Source organism: Amycolatopsis sp. lyj-108, from assembly GCF_046549005.1.
Lineage (GTDB): Bacteria > Actinomycetota > Actinomycetes > Mycobacteriales > Pseudonocardiaceae > Amycolatopsis.
In genome coordinates this window covers 189,862-207,885 of sequence record NZ_JAJPWQ010000001.1, presented here as the reverse complement: position 1 = coordinate 207,885, position 18,024 = coordinate 189,862, and the positions used below count along the sequence as shown (strand labels likewise).

The 18,024-nt window shown below is 68.1% G+C and carries 14 protein-coding genes and 1 tRNA gene; 6 read left to right on the top strand and 9 right to left on the bottom strand.

From position 1 onward, the window contains the following. Positions 1 to 8: 8 nt before the first annotated feature. The 7 genes from pknB to ACLJO0_RS00965 all read right to left on the bottom strand — a co-directional run bounded on the left by pknB (position 9) and on the right by ACLJO0_RS00965 (position 9,510). Positions 9 to 1,982, bottom strand: coding sequence for a Stk1 family PASTA domain-containing Ser/Thr kinase (pknB, locus tag ACLJO0_RS00995; protein ID WP_410576171.1), 1,974 nt, complete (start codon positions 1,980 to 1,982; stop codon positions 9 to 11). After that, positions 1,979 to 3,286: a protein kinase domain-containing protein gene (locus ACLJO0_RS00990; protein WP_125790649.1), complete on the bottom strand. Its 1,308-nt coding sequence runs from the start codon at positions 3,284 to 3,286 to the stop codon at positions 1,979 to 1,981. Before ACLJO0_RS00990 ends, pknB begins: the two co-directional genes overlap by 4 nt. Before the next feature lie 3 nt (positions 3,287 to 3,289). Beyond that, complete coding sequence (locus ACLJO0_RS00985; protein WP_125781623.1) at positions 3,290 to 4,753, bottom strand: peptidoglycan D,D-transpeptidase FtsI family protein; 1,464 nt, start codon at positions 4,751 to 4,753, stop codon at positions 3,290 to 3,292. Then, a complete protein-coding gene (locus tag ACLJO0_RS00980; RefSeq protein ID WP_410576170.1) occupies positions 4,750 to 6,228 on the bottom strand; it encodes an FtsW/RodA/SpoVE family cell cycle protein in 1,479 nt (492 codons plus the stop codon). The genes ACLJO0_RS00985 and ACLJO0_RS00980 overlap by 4 nt, the downstream gene beginning before the upstream one ends. Further along, positions 6,228 to 7,622: a PP2C family protein-serine/threonine phosphatase gene (locus ACLJO0_RS00975; protein WP_125790646.1), complete on the bottom strand. Its 1,395-nt coding sequence runs from the start codon at positions 7,620 to 7,622 to the stop codon at positions 6,228 to 6,230. The genes ACLJO0_RS00980 and ACLJO0_RS00975 overlap by 1 nt, the downstream gene beginning before the upstream one ends. Then, positions 7,619 to 8,086 (bottom strand): FHA domain-containing protein FhaB, encoded by a 468-nt coding sequence (locus ACLJO0_RS00970; RefSeq protein ID WP_007030429.1) that lies wholly within the window; start codon positions 8,084 to 8,086, stop codon positions 7,619 to 7,621. Before ACLJO0_RS00970 ends, ACLJO0_RS00975 begins: the two co-directional genes overlap by 4 nt. A gap of 161 nt (positions 8,087 to 8,247) precedes the next feature. Continuing rightward, positions 8,248 to 9,510, bottom strand: coding sequence for a DUF3662 and FHA domain-containing protein (locus ACLJO0_RS00965; RefSeq protein WP_410576169.1), 1,263 nt, complete (start codon positions 9,508 to 9,510; stop codon positions 8,248 to 8,250). Between the two features lie 129 nt (positions 9,511 to 9,639). On the opposite strand from ACLJO0_RS00965, the gene ACLJO0_RS00960 reads away from it, so the two are divergent. Beyond that, positions 9,640 to 9,722, top strand: a tRNA-Leu gene (locus tag ACLJO0_RS00960). A 215-nt stretch (positions 9,723 to 9,937) separates the two neighbouring features. Here the strand turns inward: ACLJO0_RS00960 and ACLJO0_RS00955 are convergent. Next, positions 9,938 to 10,312, bottom strand: a complete 375-nt coding sequence (locus tag ACLJO0_RS00955) for an FKBP-type peptidyl-prolyl cis-trans isomerase (RefSeq protein WP_410576168.1) — start codon at positions 10,310 to 10,312, stop codon at positions 9,938 to 9,940. Between the two features lie 194 nt (positions 10,313 to 10,506). On the opposite strand from ACLJO0_RS00955, the gene ACLJO0_RS00950 reads away from it, so the two are divergent. The 5 genes from ACLJO0_RS00950 (at position 10,507) to ACLJO0_RS00930 (ending at position 16,885) form a co-directional block, all read left to right on the top strand. Beyond that, positions 10,507 to 13,743 carry a penicillin acylase family protein gene (locus ACLJO0_RS00950; RefSeq protein ID WP_410576167.1) on the top strand — a complete coding sequence of 1,079 codons (3,237 nt, stop codon included), beginning with the start codon at positions 10,507 to 10,509 and terminating at the stop codon, positions 13,741 to 13,743. 25 nt (positions 13,744 to 13,768) lie between these two features. Next, complete coding sequence (locus ACLJO0_RS00945; protein WP_410576166.1) at positions 13,769 to 14,809, top strand: trans-sulfuration enzyme family protein; 1,041 nt, start codon at positions 13,769 to 13,771, stop codon at positions 14,807 to 14,809. Between the two features lie 18 nt (positions 14,810 to 14,827). Continuing rightward, positions 14,828 to 15,160 carry a hypothetical protein gene (locus tag ACLJO0_RS00940; RefSeq protein WP_410576165.1) on the top strand — a complete coding sequence of 111 codons (333 nt, stop codon included), beginning with the start codon at positions 14,828 to 14,830 and terminating at the stop codon, positions 15,158 to 15,160. A 441-nt stretch (positions 15,161 to 15,601) separates the two neighbouring features. Beyond that, a complete protein-coding gene (locus ACLJO0_RS00935; protein ID WP_410576164.1) occupies positions 15,602 to 16,279 on the top strand; it encodes a hypothetical protein in 678 nt (225 codons plus the stop codon). A 3-nt stretch (positions 16,280 to 16,282) separates the two neighbouring features. Further along, a complete protein-coding gene (locus tag ACLJO0_RS00930) occupies positions 16,283 to 16,885 on the top strand; it encodes a class F sortase (protein WP_410576163.1) in 603 nt (200 codons plus the stop codon). A gap of 72 nt (positions 16,886 to 16,957) precedes the next feature. On the opposite strand, the gene ACLJO0_RS00925 is transcribed toward ACLJO0_RS00930, so the two are convergent. Beyond that, a complete protein-coding gene (locus ACLJO0_RS00925) occupies positions 16,958 to 18,013 on the bottom strand; it encodes a patatin-like phospholipase family protein (RefSeq protein WP_410576162.1) in 1,056 nt (351 codons plus the stop codon). Between the last annotated feature and the right edge of the window lie 11 nt (positions 18,014 to 18,024).

The following is an 18,024-nucleotide window of genomic DNA, read 5'->3' as shown; positions in this document are numbered from 1 at the left end:
AGCTCTGCCTACCCGTTACCCGGCAGACCGGGGATGCCCGTCCGGGAACTCGTCGTCGGTGTCTCGTCGCCTTCGACGATGAACAGCGTGATCGCCGCGTTCTTCGCGATCTTCGCGCCGGCCTGCGGGTTGGTCTTGCTGACCTTGCCCGCCATGTCACGGTCGCCGTTCTTGTCGGCCTGCGTGTTCAGCTGACCGTTCCAGCCCAGCTGCTGCAGCTGACGCGTCGCCTGCTCCTCGGTCATGCCCTGCAGGATCGGCATCTCGAAGGTCTCCTGGCTGCCGTCCGACACGGACAGCTTGACCACACTGCCGACGGCCAGCTTGCCGCCGTTCGGGGTCTGGTCGATGACCGTGCCCTTGGGCTGTTCGGAGCTCACGTTGGTGACCTGCGGGGTGAACCCGGCCGCCTTCAAACCGGCTTCGGCCTCGGCCTGCGTCTTGCCCTTGTAGTTCTGGACCGTCTTCAGTTCCTTGGACTTGCCGACCGTGATGTCGACCTTCGAACCCTGGTCGACCTCGGCCTGCGAAGCCGGGTTCTGCGAGATGACCTTGCCGGCCTCGTTGGTGTCTTCGGTCTCTTCCTCGCTGGTCGCACCGAGCTTCAGACCGGCTTCGGTCAGCGCCGTAGTGGCCTCGGCCACGCTCTTGCCCTTGAGGTCCGGCGTCTTGACCTTGCCCGGCTTCGCGCCGACGGTCAGCGTGATCTTGTCCGAGGTGGGCGTCACCTGGCCTTCGGCCGGGCTGATCGCGATGACCTTGTCGATCTGGTTCTCGTCGCAGGCGGGCTGGCCGTTCACGGACTCGCCGGTGCACGTGATCTTCTTGGTCTGCTCGAACGAGATGAACCCGACGCCGCGGAGCGTGTCCTTCGCCGAAGCCTCGGACTGGCCGATCACCTTCGGGATCGCCTTGCTCTCCGCGTTGGAGCCGTTGAACGCGTTGGACAGCCACATGATCAGCAGCACCACCGCCGCCAGCGAGACCACCAGACCGGCGATGAGCCAGGCACGGCGCTTCTTCTTCGCGGCCGGGTCTTCGTCTTCGTCCTCGTACTGGTCGTAGCGCTGCGGCACCCGGCGGTCGGAGTCCATGACCTGGGTGCGCTCGTCCTCCGACATCACCATCGGCGCGGACGGCCGCTGGCCGGACAGCGTGCGGACCAGGTCCGAACGCATCTCCGCCGACGACTGGTAGCGGTTCGCCGGACCCTTCGCGAGCGCCTTGAGCACGACGGCGTCGAGTTCGGGCGCCACGGCCGGGTTCACCGACGACGGCGGGTTCGGGTCTTCCCGGACGTGCTGGTACGCCACCGCCACGGGGGAGTCGCCGGTGAAGGGCGGCTCGCCGGTGATGAGTTCGTACAGCACACAGCCGGCGGCGTAGACGTCGGAACGCGCGTCGACGGACTCACCGCGCGCCTGCTCCGGCGAGAGGTACTGCGCCGTGCCGATCACCGCGGCGGTCTGCGTCATCGCGGACTGCCCGTCGTGCATGGCGCGCGCGATGCCGAAGTCCATCACCTTGACGGCGCCGTTCTTCGTGATCATCACGTTCGCCGGTTTGACGTCGCGGTGCACGATGCCGTGCCGGTGCGAGAAGTCCAGCGCCGCGCAGACGTCGGCCATGACCTCCATCGCCCGCTTCTGCGACATCGGGCCTTCGGTCTTCACGATGTCCCGCAGAGTCCGTCCTTCGACGAACTCCATGACGATGTAGGGCAGCGGGCCGAACTCGGTGTTCGTCTCGCCGGTGTCGTAGACGGCGACGATCGCCGGGTGGTTCAGTGCCGCCGCGTTCTGTGCCTCGCGACGGAAACGTTCTTGGAACTGGGGATCCCGCGCCAGGTCGGCACGCAGGATCTTGATCGCCACCTCCCGGCCCAGGCGCACGTCGTGGCCGTGGTGGACCTCGGACATGCCTCCGTAGCCGAGTGTCTCGCCCAGCTCGTAGCGGTTGCTGAGCAGTCTTGGTGTGCTCATCTCTGCGTGCCGTTCCATTCCGTCCAAGGTTTGCTGCTCATCATTCCTGGATTCGCCTGTCCGGCCGGCTCCTCGGTGCCGCCCTCCGTCGGCACCGCGGGGTACGCGGATGTCGGCGAAGGACCTTCAGACTCCTTACCCGGAGCCGGTGCTTGTTCACTCGTTTCCACGCCGCCCGACTGCGGTCCGTTGCCCGAACCGACCAGTCTCACGATGAGGAAGGCTCCTGCCACCAGTACTGCGATCAGGATCACCGCGAGCAGCACCCACCAACCCCACTGCGTCCGTCTGCCGGGCAGGCGGCGGACCGCCATCGGCGGCGGGCCGGTGACCGGGTGCATCGCGGGATGCGACGCCGGTCCGACCGCCGCCATCGGGTTCGGCGGCGAATGCGGGCCGGGCGGGACCTGCTGCGGCAGCACCGGCTGGCCTGCCGAGTAGGCCACGTTGACCAGCCCAGACGGCGTCGGCAGCGGAAGCCCGGCGCGGACCGCGGCCACCGCGGCCGCGAACTCGCCGCCGCTGTTGTACCGCTGTCTCGGATCCTTGATCAGGGTCGCCTCGATGACCGCGCGGGTGCCGGGGGGCACGTCCGGCGGCAGCGGCGGCGGGAGGTCGCGGATGTGCATCATCGCGACGGTCACCGCGTTCTCCGAAAGGAACGGCCGGTGCCCGGTGAGGCATTCGTAGCCGCAGACGGCGAGCGAGTAGACGTCGCTCGCCGGTTCGGCGTTGTGCCCGAGCGCCTGTTCGGGGGCGATGTAGTGCGCGGTGCCCATCACCATGCCGGATCTGGTCACCGGCGCGGCGTCGGCGGCCTTGGCGACCCCGAAGTCGGTGATCTTCACCTGGCCGGCCGGGGTGACCATGATGTTGCCCGGTTTGACGTCGCGGTGCACAAGACCCGTTTCGTGCGCGGCCTGCAGTGCGTTACCGGCCTGCTCGAGGATGTCCAAAGTCCGCTCGGCGTTCAGCCGCCCTTCGCGGGTGATGATCGCGGCCAGCGGATCGCCTTCGACCAGCTCCATCACCAGATACGCGATCGACAGCTCGTCCGCGACCGTCTCGCCGTAGTCGTGCACGGCGGCGATGCCGGGGTGGTTCAGCGACGCCGTCATCCGCGCCTCGGTCCGGAACCGGTGCAGGAACTCCGCGTCGCCGGACAGCTCCGCCTTGAGGATCTTGACCGCGACCGTCCGGTCCAGCCGCGTGTCACTGGCCTGCCAGACCTCGCCCATCCCGCCGACGGCGATCCGGTTCGTCAGCTTGTACCGGTCGGCCAGCAGCTGACCCGAGGACAGCATCCGCTATCCACCCCCGAGCATGGCGTTGACGGCGGCGCGGCCGATCTCCGCGGCCACGGTGCCACCGGTCGCTTCGAGCCCTCGGTTGCCCCCGGACTCGACGATCACCGAGACGGCGATCTTCGGGTCCATCGCCGGCGCGAACCCGGTGTACCAGGCGTGCGGCGGGGTGGCCTTCGGGTCGTTGCCGTGCTCGGCGGTGCCGGTCTTGGAGGCGATCTGGATGTCGCCGCGTTTGCCGGCGCCCTTCGTGTTCTCTTCCGACGCCAGCATCATGTCGCGCAGGATCGCGGCGTTCGCGCTGGACATCGCGGCGTCACCGGTCAGTTCGGCCGGGGTGTAGTCCTCGATGGTCGACAGGTTCGGCGCCAGCAGCGACTGCACGAGCTGCGGCTTCATCGCCATCCCGTTGTTCGCGATGGTCGCCGAGAGCAGGGCGTCCTGCAGGGGCGTCAGCCGCACGTCGCGCTGGCCGATGGCGCTCTGGAACAGGGCCGCCTTCGATTCGAGCGGGCCGAGGGACGAGCCGGCGACCCGCATCGGCACGGCCAGGTCCTCGCCGACGCCGAAGTTCTTCGCCATCGCGTTCAGCTTGTCCTTGCCGAGTTCGCCCGCGAGTTCGGCGAAGGGCACGTTGCAGGAGTACCGCAGCGCTTCCTTCAGCGTGCTGCCCTTGCAGGCCGCGCCGCCGTAGTTCTCCAGCGTGGTCTGCGTGCCGGGGAGCTTCACGTTGGGCGCGGTGCTGACCGGCATGTCCGCGGTCTTGCCGTCTTCGAGCGCGGCCGCGGTCACCAGCAGCTTGGCCGTCGACCCCGGCGGGTACGTCTCCGAGATCGCGCGGTTCAGCATCGGCTTTTTCGGGTCGTCGCGCCACTGCGACCAGGCCGCGACCTGTTCCTTGGTGGTGTGCGAGGCCAGTTTGTTCGGGTCGAACGACGGCGTCGACACCATGGCGAGGATGCGCCCGGTCTTGGGCTCCAGCGCGACCACCGCGCCGGTGTAGCCCTTCTGCGTCATCAGGTCGTACGCGGCCTTCTGCACGGCCGGGTTGATCGTCAGCCGCACGTTCCCGCCGCGCGGGTCGCGGCCGGTGACCATGTCCGAAAGGCGTCGCACGAACAGCCGCGGGTCGGAACCGTTGAGGACGTCGTCCTCGGACCGCTCCAGGCCGCCGGCGCCGTAGTTGATCGAGTAGTAGCCGGTGACCGGCGCGTACATCGGACCGTCGGCGTAGGTCCGGATGAACTTGTACTTGTCGTTCGACGGGTCGACCTTCGCGAGCGCGGCGCCGTCGGGCGTCACGATCAGCCCTCGCTGGCGGGAGTACTCGTCGTAGAGCACGCGCACGTTGCGCGAGTCGGTGCGGTAGTCGTCGGCCTTGACCACCTGGATGTAGGTGGCGTTGGCCATCAGGAGCACCACCATGACGAGCATGGCGACACCCACCTTGCGGAGCGGGGTGTTCACGCGGGGCTCCCCTCACCGGTCGCGGGCGGCCGCTGGACCATCACCGTGTGCGCTTCGGCGAGCGGCGCTTGCGGCTGCTGCGGCTTCGGCCGCACGGCGGGTTTGCGGGCGGCGTCGGAGATTCGGAGCAGGAGGGCCACCAGGATGTAGTTCGCGAGCAGTGAAGAACCACCGCGGGAGAGGAACGGGGCGGTGATGCCGGTGTTCGGGATCAGGTTCGTGACGCCGCCGACGACGACGAAGATCTGCATGACCAGTGCGAACGACAGACCGCCGCCGAGGAGTTTGCCGAAGGTGTCGCGCACGGCGAGTGCGCTGCGCATCCCGCGCATCGCCAGGATCAGGTACAGCATCAGCATCGCCGTGAGCCCGATCAGGCCGAGTTCCTCGCCGATCGCGGTGGTGATGAAGTCCGTCTTGGCCTCGGGGACCATGTCCGGCCGTCCGGCGCCGAGGCCGGTTCCGCCGACGCCGCCGGTCCCGAGCCCGAACAGCCCCTGCGCGACCTGGTAGCCGCCGCCGGGGTCGTCGTAGGTGGCCAGCGGGTCGATCCAGTTCCGGACGCGCTGCTGGACGTGCGTGAACAGGTTGTAGGCGATGATCGCGCCGGCGGCGAAGAAACCGACCCCCAGCACGACCCAGATGACCCGTTCGGTGGCGACGTACAGCATCACCAGCGTGACACCGAAGAACAGCAGCGACGTGCCGAGGTCCTTCTCGAACACCAGCACGCCGAGGCAGGCGGCGGCCGCGATGAGGATCGGCCCGAGGTCACGGGCACGCGGCAGCTCGACACCGACGATCCGCTTGCCCGCGACCATGAACAGGTCGCGTTTCGTCACCAGGAACGAGGCGAAGAAGATCATCAGCAGGATCTTCGCGAACTCGCCCGGCTGGATCGAGAAGAACGGCAGCTTGATCCAGACCTTCGCGCCGTTGACCTCGGACAGGCTCGACGGCAGCACCGCGGGCAGCGCGAGCGCCACGATGCCGACCAGGCCGCAGGTGTAGCCGTAGCGGGTCAGCGTGCGGTGATCGCTGATCACGACCAGCACCACCACGAACAGCACCAGCGAGATCGCCGTGAACAGCACCTGCTTGGTGACGTCCGGCGTGTACTCCTTGCCCTGCTGGATCGCGCGTTCCGCGAGCGCCAGGTCGATCCGGTGGATCATCACCAGGCCGAGCCCGTTCAGCAGCGCGACACACGGCAGAATCACCGGATCCGCGTACGGCGCCCAGCGGCGGACCGCCAGATGCGCCGCCGTCAGCACTCCGAGGTACGACAGGCCCAGCCAGATGATCGAGCTGGTGAGCTCCTGCTCCTGGTTCGCCTCCACCAGCACGAGCGCGACGGTGACGATGAACGTCGCGAACGCCAGGAGGACGAGTTCGGTCCCGCGCCGCTTGGGCAGCTCGCGCGGAGGGTTCGTGGCGAACTGGGCCGAAGCCGGATCGGCGAGCGGCGTGCTCATCAGTTACCGCCCCCTGGTGCTGCCGTGGTCGGCGTCGAGCAGTCCCTCCCCGCTGGCTGGTTCGCCGAACTCGGCGAGGCGGGGGTAGAAGGGGCTGCCGCCGACGACGACACCGGAGGCGACGACGCGGTGGGCGGCGTGGAAGTCGAGCTGGTGGCCTGCTTGCAGTCGGCCAGCTGCTTGTGCGGACGCAGGAAGTCGTCGATGTACTTGCGGGCGTCGTCGAGGTTGTCCTTCTTGACGCCGTTCTTCACCGCGATCCGCGCGTCCTCCTGCAGGGCCGGCACCAGCAGCTTGTCGGTGCACAGCCCGCCCGGCGGGCACGAGCCCTGCTCGTAGGCGTGCAGGTCGATGCCGAGGATGCTGCCAGGGACGCCGCGGTAGATCACGACCTCCTCGCCCGCACCCTCGCCGACGTAGTACTGGCTCAGCACGAAGTACCGCGTGGCGATCGCCGCCGCGGCCAGCACGATCAGGACGACCACTGCTCCCGCCAGCCAGCGAAATCGCCTCCGGCGCTTGACCTTCGGGTCCTCCTGCTGGGGCTGGACCTCCGGCCGCGGCTGCGGCGCGGGCTGGGTCAGCGCGCGGGCACGGGCGGCGGGGGAGTCGCCCTGATGGAATTCGTCACTGCCGTCACCGGCGGCGCCGCCCACGATGGGCGCGTCCTCACCGAAGTCGACGTCGACGACGTCGGCGATGATCACCGTGACGTTGTCCGTGCCGCCGCCCTTGAGCGCCAGCTCGATCATCCGGTCCGCGCAGGCCTGCGGATCCGGGATCTGGATCGCCTCGGACAGCGTCTCGTCGCTGACCATGCCGGACAGACCGTCCGAACAGATCAGGTAACGGTCACCGGCGCGGGCTTCGCGCACGGTCAGGCTCGGCTCGACCTCATGGCCGGTGAGCGCCTTCAGCAGCAGCGACCGCTGCGGGTGCACCGCGGCCTCTTCCGGCGTGATCCGGCCCTGTTCGAGAAGTTCGTTGACGAAGCTGTCGTCCCGCGTGATCTGCGAGAACTGCCCGCCGCGCATCAGATACGCCCGCGAGTCGCCGACATGCACGACACCCATCCGCGAACCGGCGAACAGCACGGCGGTCAGGGTGGTGCCCATCCCGTCGAGGTCCGGGTCCTGCTGGACGAGTTCGGCGATGGCGGCGTTGCCGTTCTGGACGGCCTCACGCAGCTGAGCGAGAAGGTCGTCGCTGGGGTCGTCGTCGTCGAGGGGGGCGAGGGAGGCGATGACGACCTTGCTGGCCACCTCACCCGCGGCGTGACCGCCCATGCCGTCGGCGAGGGCGAGCAGGCGGGGACCGGCGTACACGGAGTCCTGGTTGCTGGAACGCACCAGGCCCCGGTCGCTGCGAGCCGCGTAGCGGAGGACGAGAGTCATGGGCGAAGCTCGATCACCGTTTTGCCGATCCGGATGGGGACTCCGAGCGGGACCCGGAGGGGTGCCGTGACCTTAGCCCGGTCGAGGTACGTCCCGTTCGTCGAGCCCAGATCTTCCACGTACCAATCCTCCCCGCGCAGTGCGATCCGGGCGTGCCGGGTCGACGCGTAGTCGTCGTCCAGCACCAGGGTCGAGTCGTCGGCACGGCCGATCAGGATCGGCCTGCCGTCCAAGGCGATCCTGGTACCTGCCAGCGCACCATGGGTCACGAGCAGCTGCTGCGGCGACTTCCCGCCGCGCGGCTTCTTGTTTTCCTTCTTCTTGCGACCGAACGTCGGGACGGCGACTCGCAGCCCCGATGCCGCGTACAGATCCGAACGGACGACACGCAACGCGGCGAACACGAAGAGCCAGAGCAGCACGAGAAAGCCCACCCTGGTGAGTTGAACGACCAGCTCTGGCACTTGTTGTGTCCGCTCCCGTTTCTCCTGTACGCCGCGGAGAGCCCGTGCCGTCCGGGATGGTCGGCTCCGGACAGCGCTGCTCTCCGCGTACGACCCGAGGTGCCGATCCACCACAGGTCCGCCCACCGCAATTCTGCGATACCCCCTCCGGACGCCGCCGGTCAGCCCTGCGTACGGAACACGAGAGACGAGTGGCCCACGCGGATCACGTCGCCGTCGGCCAGCTGCCAGGTCTGCACCGGGGTGCCGTTGACGGTCGTGCCGTTGGTCGAACCGATGTCCGCGAGCGTCGCGCTCTGGCCGTCCCAGGTGATCTCCAGGTGACGACGCGAGACACCGGTGTCCGGGAGCCGGAAATCGGCGTCCTGTCCACGGCCCACGACGTTCCCGCCCTGCTTGAGCGAGTACGAGCGGTTCGATCCGTCGTCCAGCTGGAGGCTCGCCGCGAGCTGACGACCTGCCGCGGGCTGGCCACCGTAGCCGCCACCCTGCGCGTACGGATCCGCCGCGGGCTGGCCGTACTGCTGCTGGGCACCGCCGTACTGGTCGTAGCCGGGCTGCTGCTGGCCGCCGTACTGGTCGTACCCGGGCTGCGCGGCACCGCCGCCGTAGCCGCCCTGGTCGTAACCGGGCTGCTGCTGCTGGCCGCCGTACTGGTCATAACCCGGCTGCGGTGCGGCACCGCCGCCGTAGCCCTGGTCGTAACCCGGCTGCTGCTGGCCGCCGTACTGGTCGTAGCCAGGCTGCTGAGCGCCGCCATAGCCCTGGTCATAGCCGGGCTGCTGCTGGCCGCCGTACTGGTCGTAGCCAGGCTGCTGAGCGGCACCACCGCCATAGCCCTGGTCGTAGCCGCCCTGCTGTTGGCCGCCATAACCCTGGTCGTACCCGGGCTGCTGCTGGCCAGCCTGCTGTCCGTAGCCGTACTGGCCCTGCTGGCCGTACGGGTCACCCTGGTCGTATTGGCCGTAGCCGGGGGGCTGGCTCATTGCTGGGTCTCCTGCGTTGCTGGGTCGTGCCGACCGTGACGAACCTTCGGCGCCGTGGGGCCTGACGTCGGGATCGACGGACGAACGGGTCTTGAACTGTCCAGTATGCAGCGCCTCGTTGCGCTCGAGCGAAACTACGACGTCACCATAGGTGTCCCAACCGTGCTCGGCGAGGTGTTCCTTGACCGCCTCCGCCAACACCGAAGTGACCCGACGCTCGTCTCCGGCCATACGTTCGTGATCAGCCTGCCCCAACGACACGATGTAGTGATTGGGGGCGAGCTGTCGACCACCGGCCAGCTCACGAACGTTCTCCTCGCTCTCGCGCTCAAGCGCCACCGCCACTTCCTGCGTGACGACATTGCCACCGAACATGCGCGCGAAGGTATTGCCCACGAGGTTCTCGAGCCGCCTATCAAAGCGCTCAACGCGGCCCACCGGGCAACCTCCTCACACGTGTGCTTCCCCGTCGATCCTATCCGGGTACGGCCAGTCGGACACGGCCCCCGGTGAAACCCGTGAAATCAGCCTGCTACGCTTTGCGAGCTGTCAGAGAACGAAGCACTCGGGCGAGTGGCGGAATGGCAGACGCGCACGGTTCAGGTCCGTGTGTCCGAAAGGACGTGAGGGTTCAACTCCCTCCTCGCCCACTCTTGTTCGAGGCCCCCTTTGCTCCGCAACGGGGGCCTCTTTCGTGCGGTCGTCGCTCGTCAGCTCCCGAGGGCCGAGCCCTGGACCCCCACGGTGCGTTAAGGCGGCGGTTGGCGGGTGGGCTGAAAGGGACCTTCACCTCGTGTGATGCGACGAAGGGAGCCTTCGCCCCATTAGATGAGGCGAAGGCTCCCTTCGCGAGGTGTTCTGTGGGTCAGTTCACGCCGACCAGGTCGACGACGAAGATCAGGGTCTCGTTCGGCTTGATGACGCCGCCGGCGCCGCGTTCACCGTAGGCGAGGTGCGGCGGGATGGTCAGCTTGCGACGGCCGCCCACCTTCATCCCGGCGACACCCTGGTCCCAACCGGGGATGACCTGACCGGCGCCGAGGCCGAAGCGGAGCGGCTCGCCGCGATCCCACGAGGCGTCGAACTGGTCACCGGTCGAGTGCGAGACACCGACGTAGTGCACCGAAACGGTGTCGCCGGCCTTCGCCTCCTGGCCCTCGCCGACGGTGATGTCGGACTTCTCCAGGTCGGACGGCGCGGGGCCCTCCGGGCGGTCGATCTGGGGCTTCTCCAAAGGCATGCTCAGGAAGATACGTGAAGCGAAGCTTCTCCGCTGAGGGCGGCGGCGGGGAGGAAGGAGGGGTACATCCGCTGGTCCTGGGTTCGCAGGTCGAGTGTTCCACCGAACGGCGGCAAGAACGCGAAAACTCTTCACAAATTCGGATACCCGTGGGTAGTGTGCGCCTCGTCACTCTCCGACGACGGAGGTCTTTCATGCGACGAGGCATACGGGTCTTGACGACGCTGGCGGGGCTGACGCTGGTGGCGGGCACCGTTCCGGCACTCCAGGCGAACGCGGCGGAGGCACCACAGAACTCCGTGGTCGCGGCGGCGCTCGACGACTACTGCGGCGGCCAGTGCGCCGACATCCTGCCGCCCGGCACCAAGGGAAACGCGACGCTCGCCGAGATCCTGGCGCACAAGGCGCTCGGCACCCGCCCCGCGCATTCGGCCGATCAGCTCGGCAAATACGCCTCGCTCGCCGACGGCTACAAGACGCTGACCACGGACAAGATCAACCAGTTCTTCAACGACGCCTCCTTCGGCGTCCAGTCCGGTCAGGTCGAGAGCACGATCAAACCGCGTTCGGACGTGACGATCACCCGCGACAAGGCGACCGGCGTTCCCCGCGTCGTCGGCACCACGCGGCCGGGCACGATGTACGGCGCCGGGTACGCCGCCGCGCAGGACCGGCTGTGGCTGATGGACATCATGCGCCGCGTCGGCCGCGGCCAGCTGACCTCGTTCGCCGGTGGCGCCCAGGGCAACCGCGAGCTCGAGCAGAGTTTCTTCTCGTCGGCGCCGTACACCGAACAGGAACTGCAGAAGCAGATCGACAACGCCGCGGCCAGTGGCCCGCGTGGCGCGCAGGGCAAGGCCGACGCGGAGGCTTACGTCCAGGGCGTCAACAAGTACATCGCCGACGCGCACGGCGGCCGCTACTTCCCCGGCGAGTACGTGCTCACCGGGCACGTCGACGCGATCACGAACGCCGGGACCATCGAGCCGTTCAAGCTGACCGACCTCGTCGTCCTGGCCGCCGTCGTCGGGGCGCAGTTCGGCGCGGGCGGTGGCGGCGAGGTGCAGAACGCCATCGCGAAGATGGCGATGCAGGAGAAGTACGGTCTCGAGCAGGGCGACAAGGTCTGGAAGAGCCTCCGGTCCGAGGACGACCCCGAGACCGTCAAGACCCTCCACAATGGACAGACTTTCGACTACGGCAAGGCGCCGTCGAACCCGCAGGGCGCCGCGATGCCGGACAAGGGTTCGGTCACCGGGCAGCAGCTGGTCTTCGACCCGACCGGTTCCGCCGGGACGGCGACGCCCGCCAAGGTGGACGTCCCCGCGCCCGAGGACCAGAAGGCCGTCCGCGGGATCTTCGACGACGGCGTCCTGCCCGGCAACATGCTGTCGGAGAAGCACGGCATGTCCAACGCGCTGGTCGTCTCCGGTGCCAAGACCGCGAGCGGTCACCCGGTCGCCGTCTTCGGCCCGCAGGCAGGCTACTTCGCGCCGCAATTGCTGATGCTGCAAGAACTCCAGGGCCCTGGCATCAGCGCCCGCGGTGCCTCGTTCGCGGGCATCAGCATGTACGTGCTGCTCGGCCGCGGCAAGGACTACTCGTGGAGCGCGACCTCGGCGTCGCAGGACATCACCGACACCTACGCCGTCGAACTGTGCGAGCAGAACGGTTCCGCGCCGACGAAGAACTCCAACTTCTACCGGTTCCGCGGCCAGTGCCTGCCGTTCGAGATCGTCGAGCGCAAGAACGCCTGGAAGCCCACCGTCGCCGACGGGACGGCGGCAGGTTCGTACACGCTGCGCAGCTTCCGCACCAAGTACGGGCCGGTGACGAGCCGGGCGCTGGTCGCAGGCAAGCCGGTCGCGTACGCGTCGCTGCGGTCGACCTTCCAGCACGAGATCGACACGATCATCGGCTTCCAGAAGTTCAACGACCCGGACGCGATCAAGTCCGCGCAGGACTTCCAGGCCGCGGCGGCCGACGTCAACCAGACCTACAACTGGTTCTACGCCGACTCACGTGACGTCGCGTACTTCAACTCCGGCTCGAACCCGGTCCGCAACCCGAACGTCGACCCGGCCATGCCGGTGCGGGGCGACGCCGGATTCGACTGGCAGGGCTGGAATCCCGACGGAAACCTCGCGAACTACACGCCGTCGTCGCACCATCCGCAGTCGATCAACCAGGACTACTACATCAGCTGGAACAACGCGCAGACCAACGGTTACGCGGCCAGCGGCGCGGACAAGAGTTCCGTGCACCGCGGCGACCTGATCGACGCGCGGGTCAAGAAGATGATCTCCAACGGCACCAGGGTGACACGCGTGAACCTCACGCAGGCCATGGAGGAGGCGGCGCTGGCCGACCTCCGCGCGGAGAGGGTACTGCCGGAACTGTTCAAGGTGATCGACAAGGCGCCGGTGACCGGTCCGGCCGCGGACGCGGTGGCGAAGCTGAAGACCTGGCTCGCGGCGGGCGGCCTGCGTTCGGAGACCGCGCCCGGCAGCAAGGCGTACGCGAACGCCGACGCGATCCGCATCATGGACGCCTGGTGGCCGCTGCTGGTCAACGCCCAGTTCAAACCCGGGATGGGCGACGCCGCCTACGCGGCGATGGTCGGTGTGCTGAAGATCAACGAGTCGCCTTCCGGCTGGCAGAACGAGGTCCCCGGCAAGCACGTCGGCCAGGGACACGCGGGTTCGTCGTACCAGGCGGGCTGGTGGGGCTACGTGCACAAGGACATCCGCTCGGTCCTCGGGCAGAACGTGGCCGGCCCGCTCGCCGTGAAGTACTGCGGTGGCGGCGACGTCAACACCTGCCGTCAGGTGCTGCTCGACTCGCTGACGCAGGCCGCCGCACAGCCCGCCAACACCGTCTATCCCGGTGACGGCGACTGCGCCGCGGGCGACCAGTGGTGCGCCGACACGATCATCCACCGCGCGCTCGGCGGCATCACGCAGGACAAGATGAGCACCCAGAACCGGCCGACGTTCCAGCAGGTCGTGGAGTTCCCGGCGAAACGCGGCGACAACATCGCCAACCTCGCCACCGGCCGCTCGGTGAGCGCGACCAGCCACGAAACGGGCTGGTACAACTCGCCGCCGTCCAACGCCATCGACGTCAACCTCTCGACGCGCTGGGCGAGCGACTGGAGCGACAACCAGTCGATCACCGTCGACCTCGGTTCGGTGCAGCGCGTCTCCCGGGTCGTCCTGCACTGGGAATCCGCGTACGGCAAGGCGTACAAGGTGCAGGTTTCGGCCGACGGGACGAACTGGCGCGACGTGGCGTCCACAGTGGACGGTAACGGCGGGCAGGACAACGTCGCCTTCGAAGCCGTGGACGCCCGGCATGTCCGGATGGCCGGTGTCCAGCGCGGCACGAAGTACGGCTACTCCCTCTACGAGTTCGAGGTGTATGCCCACTAGCGAGGCGAAGGTTTACGGTGGCGGGGTGGACACGAACGACTGGTCACCCCGCACCCTCGCCGTCGCCGCCGGACGACCGGAGGGTCCCGGCGAACCGCTGAACGTGCCGATCGTCGCGGCGAGCACCTTCGATGCCGGCGCCGACCGCGCGTATTCGCGGGAAGACGGCACCCCGACCTGGGAAGCCCTCGAAGCCGCGATCGGCGCGCTCGAAGGCGGGCACGCCACCGCGTTCGCCTCGGGGATCGCGACGCTCAGCGCCGTCGTCGACACCCTGCCGGTCGGCGCGAAGGTCTGCGTCCCGACGTTCTCCTATGCGGGATCGCGTGGCCTGCTCGCCCACGCGCAGCGCACCGGCCGCCTGGTGGTGACCGAGATCGCGCCGGACGACACGGCCGCCTGGGTCGCGGCCGCGGACGCCGACCTGCTCTGGCTCGAATCGCCGACCAACCCGACGCTCGACGTCATCGACATCGAGACGATCGCCGCCGCCGCGAACGGCCTGGTCGCCGTCGACAACACGTTCGCCACCCCGCTCGGGCAGCGGCCACTGGACCTCGGCGCCGACATCGTCGTGCACAGCGCGACGAAACTCATCGGCGGCCACAGCGACCTGCTGCTCGGCCTGACCATCGCGGCCGACGAAGGCGTCGCGAAGGACCTGCGCGACGCGCGCACCAGGTTGGGCGCGACGCCGGGCGCGCTCGAAGCGTGGCTGGCCCTGCGCGGGCTGCGGACCCTGCCGGTCCGCCTGGCCGAGCAGACCCGCACGGCCGCGCTCCTCGCGGCGCGGCTGGTCGACCACCCCGCGATCACCCGGGTGCGTTATCCCGGCACCGGCACGATGATCGCGTTCGAACTCCCCGACGCGGAGACCGCGGACAAGGTCATCGGGTCGCTGCGGCTGATCCGCGCGGCCACCAGCCTCGGCGGGGTGGAGAGCCTGGTCGAGCGCCGGGCTTGGCTGGCAGGCGACGCCCACGTGCCCGCCGGGCTCGTCCGGTTCAGCGTCGGGCTCGAAGACCCGGAAGATCTGTGGACGGATCTGTCCTCGGCACTGGGTTAGCGCCTTAACCTGAATCACGTGGAGGAGACGAAACCGCCAAGGCGGCTCGGTCAATTGCTGTGGGGCCTGTTCTGGCTCCTGGTGCTCGGCTTCCTCGCGATCGTCGCGGCGGGGTTGCTGGCCGAATTCGCGGCGTCGCCCTGCCCGAACGACGGAATCTGGGCGTGTGACGCGGAAAACCGGACCTTCGCCACCTTCCTGCCCGCGATCGGGTTCGGTCTCGGCTTCCTGCTCGCGGTGGTGGGCGGCGGCCGGGCGGTCCGGAACCGGACGTCACCGAAGCCCTGGCTGTTCTTCGCGGGACTCCTCGGCGTGGTCTCCCTCGCCGTGGCCCTGTTCCTGGTGTTCTGATCGTGACCTTCGGGTTGCCGGGCACCGGCCTTCATTCCGGAATGGACAGTTATTCACGGGCGGGTACTCCGAACGCGTGAACGCGTCGGTGGCAAGTCACTGTACGAAGTGAGTTTGCCCAGAAGGACCGGCATTTTCGCGACGTGGTGCGGGTGGCGAAAAAATACTTCCGCAACGCAACCGATCCACCCCCGCGGGTGTTAACATTCCTTCGTCGCGGCGAGGTTTCCCTTTGCCGAGCGGCTTTCGGGCCCATGTATCGAGCGGGGACATTCCCGCGTTACCGGTTTCCCCAGTGGCTCTTGTCACCGCCTATCCGCTACGGCTCACCTGCACTTTTCCGGCAGTATCACGCTGTCACCCGAACGTGGGATTCCGCTCGGGTGGTCGCAGGGTGGGGGTCACCGTGCGTTGCGATGTTTTTTCCACCGGGAGATCACTTTGAAGAAGACGTTGGGCCGCCTCGCGGGCGCGGTGCTGGCCGGCGCCGTCATCTCGCTGGCCGTGACGCCGGTCGCGATGGCGCAGACCGAAACGACGACCACGCCTCCCGCGCCGACGAGCGAGACGCCCACCACGGCGCCCTCGCCTTCGTGGTCCGGCGGCCAGGTCAGCTCGGCCCCCGAGTGGTCGGGCGGCAAGGTCACGACGGCTCCGCCGACGACCGAGAGCAGCACTCCGACCTCGACGAGCGGCAAGCCGACTTCCAGCAAGCCGTCGCCGACCTCCACCTCGGAGAAGCCGACCACGCCGCCGGAGGAGCCCTACGTCGACAACGTCGGCGCGGGCTACATCGGCGACAACGGTGTCGGCGCGCTGGTCATCGCCTGCGAGTCGGGCGAGCCGTCGAACGTTTCGGCGCCGGACTTCGACACGCTGTACAGCAACCAGGCCGAGGACGACGGTCGTTACTGGGTCTACATCGTGAAGGTCAAGAAGTCCTTCAAGGGCAACTCCAGCACCTTCACCTGGACCTGTGCCGGCAAGCCGGGCAAGGCCGACATCGAGTTCGAGGCGCCCATCGGCGGCGGCGCGGCCACTCCGGGCAAGCCGGAGAAGCAGGTCAAGTACGCCCCCAAGGGCGGCATCGAGACCGGTTTCGGCGCCACCGCGGCCTGATCGATGTCGACGAAGTTCCTCAGGCGGGGTGGCCGCGCGGTCGCGGCCACCCTGATCCTTTCCCTCGCGCTGACCGGTTGCGGTTCCGACTACCCGGCGCCCGCGGCACAGCAGGCCCCGGCGGAATCGACCGTCCCGGTCACGAAGCCGTTCAGCGGCACCAGGCCGACGAACGTGAAGATCCCCAAGATCGGCGCGGAGTCGAACCTGATCGCCGTCGCGGTCAACAAGGACGGCAAGATGGCCGTCCCTTCGGCGAAGAAGCCGATGCAGGCTGCCTGGTACCAGCTTTCGCCGGTGCCCGGTGACGTCGGCCCGGCGATCCTGCTCGGCCACGTCGACGGCAACAAGCAGCCGGGCATCTTCTACAAGCTCAAGGACGTCAACCCGGGTGACGAGATCCTCGTCGACCGCAGCGACGGCAAGAGCCTGAAGTTCGTGGTCGAGAAGAAGGACCAGGTCCCCAAGGACCAGTTCCCCGAGGAAGCGGTCTACGGCAACACGGACAAGCCGCAGCTGCGGCTGATCACCTGTGGCGGTGTCTTCGACAAGGAAGAGCACAGCTACAAGGACAACGTGATCGTCTACGCGAACCTCGTCACCTGACGAGCGCTATAAAAGGACCTTTCCTTGCAAATTTGGCAAGGAAAGGTCCTTTCATAGCATCGGTGGACGCGCTCAGCCCAGCCCCGCGGCCGGGAACGGGAACCCGGCGGGAGCGGCCGCTTCGGTGTCGACCCACTTCCGCATCCCCGCGTCGCAGGCCGCGTAACCCCAGTTGATCAGCCGCTCCTGCAGCACTTCCGGCAGCTTCGTCAGGCGCGTCGGCGTCTCCGCCAGCTCGTGCGTGAGATCCACGGGCGCCCTCAGCGAATCCTTGAGCTCGAAGTTCTCGAGGTCGACATAAGACCCCCAGTAGGCGCCGGCGAAATCCTTCTCCACATAGGACTTGAGCAGCGCGCCGCGCCGCAGTTCGCGCACCTGGTTGTCGATCACGTCGAGGACGCGCAGCAGCTGCCGTCCCCAGTCGCGGTTGACCTTCCGTTTGACCTTCATCCGCTTGCCCGCGTCACTGACCAGCACCGTCGCGTGCCCTTCGACCGGGTCCAGGCCGAGGTTGTCGTAGACGCCGGCGTCGCTCAGCACGATCTTGCGTTTCCGGTCGTCCGAATGCGGGTCTTGGATCACGACAGGCGAAAGCATCGGCGGGAACGCCGAAGAAGCGGCCACCGCGGTCGCGAGCGGGATGTTCCCGTGCGGCCCGTTCTGCCGGAAGAACCACCATTGCGCGCCGTCCTGGAGGTTCGTCGCGGTGAAGACGAACTGCGGACCGGCGGGATCGATGTCCTTGAGACAGCAGTCGCCGAACAGATGTTTCGCATACACCCGCGCGAGTTCCTCACCGGCGCTCCGCCAGGGAATCGCCATGGCCAGCAAGGTGACCGGGATGTCGAGCCGGGTGCGCGCGAGGTTCCGTACCGGCGTGACGACCTCGTCGTAGAAGTTGTTCGCGGCACCGTTCTCGAACTTCAGGTCCGACCACGCGTACGCGAGCACGCCCGCGGCGATCGAGCCGCCCGAGACGCTCGAGAACGTCGAGATCTTCGACAGCCAGCCGAGTTCGTTGAGCCGCCACAGAGCGCCGGTGTGGAACAACATCGCGCGGTAGCCGCCGCCGGACAGCGCGAGACCGACACCCTGGCGGGCTGTTGAAGGCTTCTCGGTATCCCCCACCTGAGCGAGTG

Coding starts and splice junctions, on each gene's coding strand:
- ACLJO0_RS00955 (WP_410576168.1), bottom strand. CDS start 10,312: ATGCCTTTGGAGAAGCCCCAGATCGACCGCCCGGAGGGCCCCGCGCCG.
- ACLJO0_RS00975 (WP_125790646.1), bottom strand. CDS start 7,622: ATGACTCTCGTCCTCCGCTACGCGGCTCGCAGCGACCGGGGCCTGGTG.
- ACLJO0_RS00930 (WP_410576163.1), top strand. CDS start 16,283: ATGTCGACGAAGTTCCTCAGGCGGGGTGGCCGCGCGGTCGCGGCCACC.
- ACLJO0_RS00950 (WP_410576167.1), top strand. CDS start 10,507: ATGCGACGAGGCATACGGGTCTTGACGACGCTGGCGGGGCTGACGCTG.
- ACLJO0_RS00980 (WP_410576170.1), bottom strand. CDS start 6,228: ATGAGCACGCCGCTCGCCGATCCGGCTTCGGCCCAGTTCGCCACGAAC.
- ACLJO0_RS00990 (WP_125790649.1), bottom strand. CDS start 3,286: ATGCTGTCCTCGGGTCAGCTGCTGGCCGACCGGTACAAGCTGACGAAC.
- pknB (WP_410576171.1), bottom strand. CDS start 1,982: ATGAGCACACCAAGACTGCTCAGCAACCGCTACGAGCTGGGCGAGACA.